14 protein-coding genes are annotated in these 11,540 nt (G+C 67.2%); 11 read left to right on the plus strand and 3 right to left on the minus strand.

The genetic code is table 11. The annotated features are described in order from the left end of the window. The first annotated feature begins 46 nt into the window (after positions 1–46). Together A9179_RS15625 and A9179_RS15630 are read left to right on the plus strand one after the other, a co-directional pair. Positions 47–553, plus strand: coding sequence for a sigma-70 family RNA polymerase sigma factor (locus A9179_RS15625; RefSeq protein WP_187807139.1), 507 nt, complete (start codon positions 47–49; stop codon positions 551–553). Continuing rightward, positions 550–1,302 carry an anti-sigma factor family protein gene (locus tag A9179_RS15630; protein ID WP_187807140.1) on the plus strand — a complete coding sequence of 251 codons (753 nt, stop codon included), beginning with the start codon at positions 550–552 and terminating at the stop codon, positions 1,300–1,302. Before A9179_RS15625 ends, A9179_RS15630 begins: the two co-directional genes overlap by 4 nt. A 19-nt stretch (positions 1,303–1,321) precedes the next feature. On the opposite strand, the gene A9179_RS15635 is transcribed toward A9179_RS15630, so the two are convergent. Next, positions 1,322–2,203: an acyl-CoA dehydrogenase family protein gene (locus A9179_RS15635; RefSeq protein WP_187807141.1), complete on the minus strand. Its 882-nt coding sequence runs from the start codon at positions 2,201–2,203 to the stop codon at positions 1,322–1,324. Between the two features lie 345 nt (positions 2,204–2,548). Here A9179_RS15635 and olsB point away from each other — a divergent pair, with 345 nt between their 5' ends. From olsB to A9179_RS15650, 3 genes are all read left to right on the plus strand, one after another. After that, positions 2,549–3,304: an L-ornithine N(alpha)-acyltransferase gene (gene olsB, locus A9179_RS15640; RefSeq protein ID WP_187807142.1), complete on the plus strand. Its 756-nt coding sequence runs from the start codon at positions 2,549–2,551 to the stop codon at positions 3,302–3,304. Positions 3,305–3,565: 261 nt separating this feature from the next. Then, the gene (locus A9179_RS15645; protein ID WP_187807143.1) at positions 3,566–4,339 is read left to right on the plus strand and encodes a lysophospholipid acyltransferase family protein; all 774 of its coding nucleotides are present in this window, start codon (positions 3,566–3,568) and stop codon (positions 4,337–4,339) included. A gap of 118 nt (positions 4,340–4,457) precedes the next feature. Further along, complete coding sequence (locus A9179_RS15650; protein WP_187807144.1) at positions 4,458–4,769, plus strand: hypothetical protein; 312 nt, start codon at positions 4,458–4,460, stop codon at positions 4,767–4,769. Positions 4,770–4,857: 88 nt separating this feature from the next. On the opposite strand, the gene A9179_RS15655 is transcribed toward A9179_RS15650, so the two are convergent. Further along, entirely contained in the window at positions 4,858–5,448 is a 591-nt protein-coding gene (locus tag A9179_RS15655; protein ID WP_187807145.1) for an acyl carrier protein phosphodiesterase, read from the minus strand. After that, positions 5,445–6,470, minus strand: a complete 1,026-nt coding sequence (locus A9179_RS15660) for an AraC family transcriptional regulator (protein WP_187807146.1) — start codon at positions 6,468–6,470, stop codon at positions 5,445–5,447. The genes A9179_RS15655 and A9179_RS15660 overlap by 4 nt, the downstream gene beginning before the upstream one ends. A 123-nt stretch (positions 6,471–6,593) precedes the next feature. Here A9179_RS15660 and A9179_RS15665 point away from each other — a divergent pair, with 123 nt between their 5' ends. The 6 genes from A9179_RS15665 (at position 6,594) to A9179_RS15690 (ending at position 11,534) form a co-directional block, all read left to right on the plus strand. Continuing rightward, the gene (locus A9179_RS15665; RefSeq protein ID WP_187807147.1) at positions 6,594–7,763 is read left to right on the plus strand and encodes an alkane 1-monooxygenase; all 1,170 of its coding nucleotides are present in this window, start codon (positions 6,594–6,596) and stop codon (positions 7,761–7,763) included. Next, a complete protein-coding gene (locus A9179_RS15670) occupies positions 7,760–7,930 on the plus strand; it encodes a rubredoxin (RefSeq protein WP_187807148.1) in 171 nt (56 codons plus the stop codon). The genes A9179_RS15665 and A9179_RS15670 overlap by 4 nt, the downstream gene beginning before the upstream one ends. 238 nt (positions 7,931–8,168) lie before the next feature. Beyond that, positions 8,169–8,474, plus strand: a complete 306-nt coding sequence (locus A9179_RS15675; RefSeq protein WP_187807149.1) for an ArsR/SmtB family transcription factor — start codon at positions 8,169–8,171, stop codon at positions 8,472–8,474. Between the two features lie 77 nt (positions 8,475–8,551). After that, positions 8,552–9,721: an MFS transporter gene (locus A9179_RS15680; protein WP_187807150.1), complete on the plus strand. Its 1,170-nt coding sequence runs from the start codon at positions 8,552–8,554 to the stop codon at positions 9,719–9,721. A 16-nt stretch (positions 9,722–9,737) separates the two neighbouring features. Beyond that, on the plus strand, positions 9,738–10,787 hold the full coding sequence (locus tag A9179_RS15685) for an alkene reductase (protein WP_187807151.1): 1,050 nt from the start codon (positions 9,738–9,740) through the stop codon (positions 10,785–10,787). A gap of 60 nt (positions 10,788–10,847) precedes the next feature. Then, a complete protein-coding gene (locus A9179_RS15690) occupies positions 10,848–11,534 on the plus strand; it encodes an SDR family oxidoreductase (RefSeq protein WP_187807152.1) in 687 nt (228 codons plus the stop codon). Positions 11,535–11,540 lie beyond the last annotated feature (6 nt).

An 11,540-nucleotide genomic window follows, 5' to 3' on the forward strand; every position in this document is an offset into this window, starting at 1 on the left:
CAACCGCCTGCCTGCAGGCCCGCACCTGAGCCAGACCGAGAGCCCGATGATCGACGATGCCGAACTGCGCGAACTGCTACCGCGCCTGCGCCGCTTCGCCCAGTGGCTGACCCGCGAACCGAGCAGCGCCGACGACCTGGTGCAGAGCACGCTGGAGCGCGCCCTGTCACGCTGGCGCAGCAAGCGCCCGGAAGGCGACCTGCGCGCCTGGCTGTTCAGCATCCTCTACCGCCAGTTTCTCGATGGCCAACGCCGGGCCAAACGCCATGCGCGCCTGCTCAGCCTGTTCGGCCGCGAAGAGGAGCCGCACAGCTCCTCGCTGGATGACATCGCCATCGCCCACTCGACCCTGGCCGCCTTCGCCCGGCTGCCGACCGAGCAGCGCGCCCTGCTGCTCCTGGTCAGCGTCGAAGGCCTGAGCTACCAGGAAGCCGCCAGCAGCCTGGAAATCCCCATCGGCACCGTGATGTCGCGCCTGTCACGGGCACGCAAGGCCCTGCGTGCCCTGAGCGAAGGCGAAAGCCCCCTGCCCCCTCTGCGGAGACTCAAATGAACCCCTTCCAGCCCAGCGAAGACGACCTGCATGCCTACCTCGACGGCCGCCTCGACGCCGCCCAGCGGCAGGCCGTGGACAGCTACCTGGTGGCCAACCCGGAGGTGGCCGCGCAAGTGGCCGGCTGGCGCCGCGATGCGCAAAACCTGCGGGCTGCATTGGCCAACCTGCAACTGGCCGGGAACAACCCGCAGCTCGACCCCGCCGCCATCCGCCGCCGCCAGCGCGTTCGCCAGCAGCGCCGGCTGGCTACGGCCGCGGCGTTGCTGGTGGCCCTCGGCGTCGGTGGCATGGGTGGCTGGCAGGCGCGCAACCAGACACTGCTGGCGGCCAACCCACCGATGCAGGATGCCCTGGAGGCCCATCGTCTGTTCGCCCTCGACCAGGCCAGCAGCGTGGATGTGAAAGTCAGCGAGCCGGCAGCCCTGCAGAGCTGGCTGGATCAGCGCTTCAGTCATGCCTCGCGACTGCCCGATCTGAGCACCTATGGCCTGCACCCGGTCGGCGGACGCCTGCTGACCACCGAGCAGGGGCCAGCAGCACTGCTGCTGTTCGAGGACAATCAAGGGCAGCGCATCAGCCTGTACCTGCGCGCACCCGGCGCGCTGTATGCCGACATGCCGGCGGGCGAACGCCAGGATGGCGAGCTGCAGGCCCGCTACTGGTCACGCGAAGGCTACAACTACGCACTGGTCAGCCGCAGTAACGACCCTCGCAGCGCGCCCCTGCAGCAGGCCTTGCGCCTGTGATAAACGCCCTACAGCGACCTTACAGCTGCAAGACCGCATGCGCCTTTTCCAGGCGTTTCTCGCGGGCCGTGCGGGCGATCTCCAGCAGCTTGCCGTCGCGCTGCCACAGCGTCGCCCACTCGCTCGGGCCGGCGGCCATGGCGGCGTCGAGCTCCGCGCGCAGGGCAGCGAACTGGGCGAACAGCCCGGCCAACAGCAGATGCGTGCTGGCACTGCTTGGGCACAGCCGCGCCAGCTCGGCGCAACCAGCGAGCAGGCCGAGCAGGCGCAGCTGCAGCCCCTGCGGCCAGCCGCTGTCCTGGCCCACGCCATACAGCCAGGCATTCAGGGCAGCGAGCACGTGCAGGTCTTCGAGGGTGCGGAAGGGCTTGGCGTAGGCATCCCAGCCATCGCCGGGCAGACGCTCGCAGTGGGCATTGTCCAGATGCAGGCGACCGTGGCTGACATCCGGCATCAAGGGCAGCGCCGGTAAAGGTTCGATGCGCACGCCCGGATCGCCATTGCGCACCACGCTCATCGCCAGTTGCGGTGCGGCACCGGCGGGCTCCACCCGCGCCACTACCAGCAGCCAGTCGGCCGCCTCGGCAGCGGTGACGAAATCCTTGCGCCCGGACAGGTGCAGGTCAGCGAGGCGCGTGCTCATGTCCGCCGGGCGGGTGCTGCGGTTCTCGGTCACGCACAGCGCACCGAGCGTACGCGGCGCCGCCGGCCACAGCGCGCGCAGGGCGCCCTGGTAACCGGCCAGGAAAGCCAGCCCCGGAGTGGCGGCCAGGCGCCCGCCGAGCAGCGCCAGGGTGAACGGGCTGACCTCGCCAACCCGCTCCAGCAACGCGGCGTACCAGCTCTCCAGGTCGCTGGCCGGCAGGCGGTCACGGGTTTGCAGCAGGGTTTGCCAGGGCATTTGCAGATCCTCTTCTAAATGTACGGCCTCGCGAGCTAGCGCCAAGCAAGGCGAAGTCGGGCGAGGACGCGGAGTTTACGAGGTGTAAATGAGCAGTACTCGCTTCGCTCGCCCTCCGGGTCGCGCTAAAGCGCATTAGCGGCAAGCCGCTCTCCGAGCCCGATTGACCAGCTAACGGCTGTTACTGCATTGCAACACAACATGGCCGATGCGCAGCAGGCCGGGGCTGTCACACAAGCATCACTCAACCTTCACGGAGGTGACACCGGGCCTTCCTAGTCTGAGCTTGCCCAACAACATCGACCGGCCGCAACCCATCGCAGGCTGGCTTATGGAGGCTAATCGATGACTCAGATCGCCCGTGACCGCGACACCACTGCCGAACGCCGCTTGCAAGCCGAGCGCCTGATCGGTGCGCACGCCCTGCAGGAAGCCCAGGCGCTGCGCTTTGCCGTATTCAGCCGCGAGTTCGACGCCAAGCTCAAGGGCGCTGAACTGGGCCTGGATATGGATGACTACGACCTGCACTGCCAGCACATCGGCGTGCGCGATCTGAACAGCGGCCGCCTGGTCGCCACCACCCGCCTGCTCGACCATCGCGCCGCCGCTAGCCTGGGGCGTTTCTACAGCGAGGAAGAGTTCAGCCTGCACGGCTTGGCCCATCTCGAAGGCCCGGTGCTGGAGATCGGTCGTACCTGCGTCGACCCGGCCTACCGTAACGGCGGCACCATCGCCGTGCTGTGGAGCGAACTGGCCGAGGTGCTCAATGAGGGCGGCTACCGCTACCTGATGGGTTGCGCCAGCATCCCCATGCAGGATGGCGGCATCCAGGCCCAGGCGATCATGCAGCGCCTGCGTGAACGCTACCTGTGCACCGAACACCTGCGCGCCGAACCCAAGCATCCGCTGCCGGCTCTGGATCTGCCGGGCAACGTCATCGCCGAGATGCCGCCGCTGCTCAAGGCCTACATGCGCCTGGGCGCCAAGGTGTGCGGCGAGCCGTGCTGGGATCAGGACTTCCAGGTGGCCGACGTGTTCATCCTGCTCAAGCGCGACGAGCTGTGCCCGCGCTACGCCCGCCACTTCAAGGCCGCCGTCTGAAACCTGCCGCGGATCTGTTGCTCGTCGACCAGGTCGCGTTGCCGCGCAGTAACGCCGCCAACTGCCTGGCCGGCCCCTCACCCCGGCCCTTTCCCGGAGGAGAGGGAGTCAGTCCGTGGTGCGGGTCGGCTCGGTGCGCCAGGCGACTTCGATCAAGCCCCCTCTCCCTCTGGGAGAGGGCCGGGGTGAGGGGAACGCAATGGCTGACAGCCCCTCGACAGACGCCAAACACACCCTAACGCCCAGCACCCGAGTGCCACGATGAATAAACTTCGCCTCTATCTACGCCTCGCTCGTCTGGGCGCCGTGCTGCTGCTCGGCATGCTGCTGGCCAGCGGCGTGGCCCTGGCCGAGCGCCTGCGCCGTCACGACCTGATGGATCTGCGCCAGCGCCTGACCTGCTGGTATCTGCGTCACCTGAGTGGCGCCCTGCCCTTCACCGTCGAGGTGCAGGGCGAGCTGCCGCGCGAACCGATGCTGTGGGTCAGCAACCATGTGTCGTGGACTGACATCCCGCTGCTCGGCCAACTGCTGCCGCTGTCCTTCCTGTCCAAGGCCGAGGTGCGTACCTGGCCGCTGGCCGGCTGGCTGGCGCACAAGGCCGGCACCCTGTTTATCCGCCGTGGCTCGGGCGACAGCAACCTGCTGGCGCGCCTGCTGCATCGCCACCTCACCGCCGGCCGCCACCTGCTGATCTTCCCCGAAGGCACCACCACCGACGGCCAGCAGGTACGCACCTTCCACGGCCGCTTGCTGACCAGCGCCATCGAGGCCTACGTGCCGGTGCAACCAGTGGCGATCCGTTACCTGCGCAATGGCGAGACCGACGCCATCGCCCCCTTTATCGGTGATGACGACCTGCTCTCGCACCTGCTGCGCCTGTTCGCCGCGGAGCGCGGCACCGTACAAATCCAGCTGCTCGCGCCCATTCCCAGCCTCGGCCTGGAACGCAACGCTCTGGCCCGCCAGGCGCAGCGCTCGGTGCAGGTGGCGTTGTTTGGTGAGATCGAAGAGCGCGGGCGATGCGCCGCTTAACCTGGAAAGCCTGAAACGCGCCAGTGGCTGAAGAACATGGGGGATGCGCCAATTGCCCGGCATCCCCCTCAGCACTTACACAAGCAGCGCAGATCGCCACATAAGCGCCTGGCTAGTCATGCGTTGGATCATCGGCATGCTCGCCGTTGTCATCGTCCGCATCGTGGCTGGGATCACCGGCATGTTCACCGTGGTCATCACCGGCATCGTGGCCAGCACCATCATCGCCGCCGCCACCATGGCCACTACCGTCATGCCCTCCTCCGTCGTGACCACCACTGCTTCCGCCACCATGGCCACCGCCGTCGTGCCCGCCGCCGCTGCCCTCACTCGCAAACGCACCGGCAGCCGGCACATTACTCGCTGGCAAGAGCGGCACAACTGCATAGATTGCCAACAGCGCAACCAGCATCAACTTGCTTCTAAATAGGCTCATCATCAAGGCTCCTGCTGCGACAAGGAGAACCCTCTGAGCCTAGCCCAGTCGATGGTCAGCAATTGGCCGGACGATCAGTGGTTCACCCTGACACAGCGGAGCCATAAGCCCCACGCGTGAATTCCTGCAGTTGCGGGTAGAACGCCCGAAAATCCTCAGTCAGCGGCTCGTACAAAGTCTCCAGCTCAGCCATCGCCCCCTCCAGCATCTGCGGCCGTGACAGGCGCCGGCTCATGCCCCACAGCACCTGCTCCAGCACAGCGAAATCGCGGTAGCTGCCCAGCCAGTCCTGCGCCGCCATGCGCGGGGCGATGGCGGCCAGGCGCTCGGGCAGCTGAGCCTCGGCGCCCAGCACGGCGTAGACCCGCGCAGTGAACTGCGGCAGCGGCTCCTCCGCATAATCGTGCCAGTGCCGCGCCAGGCAGTGATCGAAGAACAGGTCGAGCAGAATCCCCGAGGTACGCCGCCGCTCGACAGGAAAGCGCGCCCGCGCCTGCTCGATCAGCGGGTGGCGATCAGTGAACGCATCGATGCGCCGGTGCAGGCGGATGGCCGCCTCGATCTCGGCCGGAAAGCGCCCCTCCAGACGGCCTTTGACGAAGTCGCCATACAGGCTGCCGAGCAGCTGCGCCGGCGCGTCGCCGCCCAGGTGCAGGTGTGCCAGGTAATTCATGCGGCCGCCTTGCGCCAGGTGTTGGGCGTCATGCCCAGCCAGCGGCGGAAAGTCCGGCTAAAGTTGCTGCTGTCCTGGTAGCCGAGGCGCTCGGCCACCGCCTCGACGCTCAGCGGGGTGTTCAGCAGCAGCCAGCAGGCCAGTTCCTGGCGCACCTCGTCGAGCAGTTGCTGGTAGCTGCCACCCTCGGCCTGCAGGCGACGGATCAGGGTGCGTTCGGACAGGTGGAATTCCTCGGCCAACTGCTCCAGGGTCGGGTAGCGCCCCTCGCAGGCGAGCAAACGCAGCTGCACTCGGTCGCTCCACATGCCGCCCTGCTGGGCACCGAGCAACTGGTGCTCGCAGTCACGCAGGGCCAGGCGCGCGGCGCTGGCATCGGCGCTCAGGCTGGGCCGGTCGAGCCAGTCCAGCGGCAGGCTGACCCGGTAGTTGGGGGCATCGAAGCTCACCCCCGGGCCGAGCAATTCGCGGTAGCGCGCGCCCCAGGCCGGTTCGGCGAAGGGGAAGTGGAAGCTCAGCTCGTGCAGCGGCAGCTCGCCGCACACCGCCTCCAGCAGACGCAGCAGGGTGCCGGCCATGGTGGCGAGGATATGTTCGCGGATGTCGCCGAGGTCGAAATCCTCATCGGCGCGCAGGCAGTAGCGCTCGCCCTCCTGATAGCCGGTCAGGCGCATGCTGCTCAGGCGCAGCACGCTGAAGCGCTCGAGCACCTGCATCACCCCGCGCAGGTCGGCGCAGGCCACTGCCGCGTAACCCACCGGGCCATGGGCGGAAACCTGGGTGGCACAGCCGACCTGCAGGCCCAGCCAGGGGCACTCGGTAAGCTGCACGGCGCGACGCACCAGGCGCTGTACCTGGGCGAAATTCAGGCGGCGGTTGTCGCTGTGCAGGTGCGTCCAGTCCAGGCCGGTGCCCTGCATGATCTGCGCTTCGCCGAAGCCACGCTGGCGCAAGGCGGCGCACAGCAGGCGCGCGTAGATCGGGTGCAGGCAGGGTTGCAGCGGGGAAACGCAGGGCTGCATGGCAGGCTCCGGCGAGGGATCAGATTGTCACCATATGACGATTTATTGCCCGACTCAACGGTTCCGCCTCTGGACACGGCAGCGCATGCTGGCTACAGGTCAAAGAACCTCGGAGAGAACAACATGGATACGCCAAGCACCGCCCTGCCCTACCGTGACCGCAAGCGCCACCTGTGGCTGATGTCGCTGTTCGTGCCCAGCCTCGGCCTGATCGGCCCGGCCCTGTACCTGCTGGTATCGCCCCACGACGCCTGGCTGTGGCTGTCGCCGGCCTTCTTCTATTTCGGTATCCCGCTGCTCGATGCACTGATTGGCGAAGACCCGAGCAACCCGCCGGAAAGCGAAGTGCCACGCCTGGAGGCCGACACCTACTACCGCTGGATCACCTACCTGCTGGTGCCGCTGCTGTGGCTGAGCTTCATCGCCAACGCGGCGTTCGTCGCCACCCAGCCGCTGGCCTGGTACGGCGTGCTGGCGATGATCATCTCCACCGGTGGCGGCCTGGGTTTTGCCATCAACCTGGGCCACGAGATGGGCCACAAGAAGCCGCTGCTGGAACGCTGGCTGGGCAAGCTGGCGCTGGCCCTGGCCTGCTACGGGCACTTCTACATCGAGCACAACCGCGGTCATCACCGCGACGTGGCCACGCCGGTCGACCCAGCCTCCTCGCGCATGGGCGAGCACATCTACCGCTTCGCCCTGCGCGAGCTGCCGGGCGGTCTGCTGCGCGCCTGGCAACTGGAGAAGGAACGCCTGGGCCGCTGCGGCAAGTCGGCGTGGAACCTGGACAACGAGATCCTCCAGCCAGCGCTGATCAGCCTGGCGCTGTATGGCGGATTGGTCGCGGTGTTCGGCATCGGTCTGCTGCCCTACCTGCTGCTCACTGCCTTCTGGGGCGCCTTCCAGCTGACCTCGGCCAACTACCTGGAGCATTACGGCCTGCTGCGGCGCAAGCTGGACAACGGCCGCTACGAAATCTGCCAGCCGCACCATTCGTGGAACAGCAACCACCTGTTCTCCAACTGGGCGCTGTTCCACCTGCAGCGGCATTCCGACCACCACGCCCACCCGACCCGGCGCTACCAGTCGCTGCGCAACTTCGCCGACCTGCCACGCCTGCCCAGCGGCTATTTCGGCATGTACCTGCTGGCCTACGTACCACCGCTATGGTTCCGCGTGATGAACCCGCGCCTGCTGCAGGCGGTGAACGGCGAGACCGCGCGGATCAACTTCCAGCCCGGCCTGCGCGAACGCCTGGTGCAGCAGTACCAGCTGCAGGACACGCCGGCATGAGCCAGTTCCAGTGCCCGGAATGCGGCTATCGCTATGACGAGGAACGCGGCGAGCCGCACCAGGGCTATGCGCCGGGCACGCCCTGGAATGAGCTGCCGGAAGACTTCGCCTGCCCCGACTGCGCGGTGCGGGTGAAGGCGGATTTCGAGGAAGTGCCAAACACCTGATCCCCCTCTCCCTCCGGGAGAGGGCCGGGGTGAGGGAGTGCCCTTGCCCCGGTTCTTGCCTGCCAGCACTAATAGCGCGCCCCTCACCCTGCCCCCTCCCAACGGGAGAGGGGATAAGCCCCCTGCAACCATCCCGCCATCAGCCCGGTCGATAATCAGTATCGGCGCAAACGATCTCCATATCGGACAAACCCGATATACAGTTCGCTCCATCACGATATACCGCGTCGTATCTGACATGACCACCGAACTCGACTTCGACGAAATCATCAAGGCCCTGGCTCACCCGGTGCGCCGCGAAATCCTGCAATGGCTGAAGGAGCCGGAGAAGCATTTCGCCGACCAGGAACACCCGCTGGAATTCGGCGTATGCGCCGGCAAGTTCGAACGCTGCGGCCTGTCGCAGTCGAGCGTGTCGGCCCACCTCGCCACCCTGCAGCGGGCCGGCCTGATCGGCAGTCGCAAGATCGGTCAGTGGAGTTTTTTCTCGCGCAATGAAGAGGTCATTCAGGCCTTCCTGAAAGCCTTCAACGCGCAACTTTAAAGTCGTACCTGCCTGACAACGCTGCCTTTTGGCGGCGCCGGCAGCCCTTTGCCCACACTTTTTCAGGAGTAGGCCCGATGCCACTTCCCTTGCTAGTCCTCGCCCTCTCGGCCTTTGCCATCGGCACCACGGAATTCGTCATCATGGGCCTGCTGCCGAATGTCGCTGCCGACCTCGGCGTGAGCATTCCCGGCGCCGGCTGGCTGGTGACCGGTTACGCCCTGGGCGTGGCCATCGGCGCACCCTTCATGGCCCTGGTTACCTCCAACTGGCCGCGCAAGGCCGCCCTGCTCGGCCTGATGGGCATTTTCATCATCGGCAACCTGCTGTGCGCCACGGCCAGCGACTACGAGCTGCTGATGGTCGCCCGGGTGGTCACCGCCCTCTGCCACGGCGCCTTCTTCGGCATCGGCTCGGTGGTCGCCGCCAGCCTGGTGCCGGAAAACCGCAAAGCCTCGGCTGTGGCCCTGATGTTCACCGGCCTGACCCTGGCCAACGTGCTCGGCGTACCGCTGGGTACCGCCCTGGGCCAGGCCGCCGGCTGGCGTTCGACCTTCTGGGCCGTGACCCTGATCGGCGTATTCGCCTTCATCGGCCTGTGGCGCCTGCTGCCGGCCAAGCGCGATGAGCAACCGGCCGATCTGCGCAGCGAACTGGCAGCCCTGCGCGGTGCCGGGTTCTGGCTGGCGCTGAGCACCACCGTGCTGTTCTCCGCCGCCGTGTTCGCCCTGTTCACCTACATCGCTCCGCTGCTCGGCGAAGTCACCGGCGTGTCGCCGCGTGGCGTGACCTGGACGCTGCTGCTGATCGGCGTCGGCCTGACCCTCGGCAACATCATCGGCGGCAAGCTGGCCGACTGGCGCCTGAGCACCTCGCTGTGCGGCATCCTCGCTGCCCTGGCCGTGCTCTCGACCCTGTTCAGCTGGCTCAGCCACTACCTGATCCCGGCGGAAATCACCCTGCTGCTGTGGGCCGCCACCGCCTTCGCCGCCGTACCGGCGCTGCAGGTCAACGTGATGACCTTCGGCCAGGCCGCACCGAACCTGGTATCCACCCTCAACATCGGCGCCTTCAACCTGGGCAACGCCCTCGGCGCCTGGGTTGGCGGCCTGGTCATCAGCCAGGGCCTGGGCCTCACCAGCGTACCGCTGGCCGCTGCTGGCCTGGCCGCCCTGGGCCTGCTCGCCGCCCTGCTCACCTTCTCCATCGGCAACGCATCCAGCGTGGCCGAAGCTGCCCTCGACTGATCCAAGGAGCCTCACCATGACTACGCTTTTCGATCCCATCCAGGTCGGCGACCTGCAACTGCCGAACCGCATCATCATGGCCCCGCTGACCCGCTGCCGGGCCGACGACGGGCGCATTCCCAACGCCCTGATGGCCGAGTACTACGTGCAGCGCGCCTCGGCCGGGCTGATCCTCAGCGAGGCCACATCGGTCACCCCGATGGGCGTCGGCTACCCGGACACCCCCGGCATCTGGTCGGAAGACCAGGTACGTGGCTGGCTCAACGTGACCCGCGCCGTGCATGCCAACGGCGGGCGCATCTTCCTGCAGCTGTGGCACGTCGGCCGGGTTTCCGACCCGCTGTACCTCAACGGTGAGCTGCCGGTGGCGCCGAGCGCGATCAAACCGGCCGGGCATGTCAGCCTGGTGCGCCCGATCAAGGAATTCGTCACCCCGCGCGCCCTGGAAACCGAAGAAATCGCCGATATCGTCGAGGCCTACCGCCACGGCGCGGAGAACGCCAAGGCCGCCGGTTTCGACGGTGTGGAAATCCACGGCGCCAACGGCTACCTGCTCGACCAGTTCCTCCAGGACAGCACCAACCAGCGCCAGGATCAGTACGGTGGCAGCATCGAGAACCGTGCGCGCCTGCTGCTGGAAGTCACCGATGCCGCCATCGAAGTCTGGGGCGCCGGCCGCGTTGGCGTGCACCTGGCACCGCGCCGCGACTCCCACGACATGGGCGACAGCAACCCGCGCGAAACCTTCGGCTATGTCGCCCGCGAGCTGGGCAAACGTGGCGTGGCCTTCATCTGCACCCGCGAGAAGGAAGGCGACGACAGCCTGACGCCTTACATCAAGGAGCAGTTCGGCGGCCTGGTGATCGCCAACGAGCGCTTCACCAAGGCCCAGGCCAACACCTGGCTGGCCGACGGCAAGGCCGATGCGGTGGCCTTCGGCATCCCCTTCATCGCCAACCCCGACCTGGTCGAGCGCCTGGCCCAGGACGCCCCGCTCAACGAGCCGCGCCCCGAGCTGTTCTACGGCAAGGGCCCGGTCGGCTACCTCGACTACCCGCGCCTGTAACCACGGCAACACCTACCGGCACCTGAGGGTGCCGGTTTTCATTGCGGAGTCATTACCCAGATGCAGAACATCCTGATTACCGGTGCCTCGCGCGGCATCGGCCTGGGTCTCGCCGAGACCTACCTGAATGCCGGTGCGCAGGTACACGCCGTGGTGCGCAACCCCGACTCGGCCGAGCTGCGCCAGCTGCAGGCCCGCTTCGCCGAGCACCTGCAACTGATCGTCTGCAACCTGAATGACACCGAGGCCGGCGCCCGTATCCTCGCCCAGCTCGCTGCCCCAGCGCTGGACGCCGTGATCCTCAATGCCGGGGTCTACGGCCCTACCCATCAGGATATCGCGCAGGCCAGTACGCACGAGATCAACGAGCTGTTTCTCAGCAACGCCATCGCCCCGCTACGCCTGGCGCGGCAGCTGGCACCGCGGGTCGGCAGTGGCGGCGTGATCGCCTTCATGAGTTCGCAGATGGCCAGCGTGGAGCTGGCGCGCGCCGCGCAGATGCCGCTGTATGGCGCCAGCAAGGCTGCACTCAACAGCCTGATCCGCAGCTGGAGCCAGGCCACGGATTCACCGGCGGCGACCCTGCTGGCCCTGCACCCAGGCTGGGTCAGAACCGCCATGGGCGGCGACCAGGCGCCACTGGAAGTGGCCGACAGTGCGGCCGGCCTGCAGCGCAGCATCGCCCACTATGCCGGGCAAGGCGGCTGCCACTTCATCGACTACCAGCAGCAGGTGCTGCCCTGGTAGGACGTT

Source organism: Pseudomonas alcaligenes (assembly GCF_014490745.1).
Lineage (GTDB): Bacteria > Pseudomonadota > Gammaproteobacteria > Pseudomonadales > Pseudomonadaceae > Aquipseudomonas > Aquipseudomonas alcaligenes_C.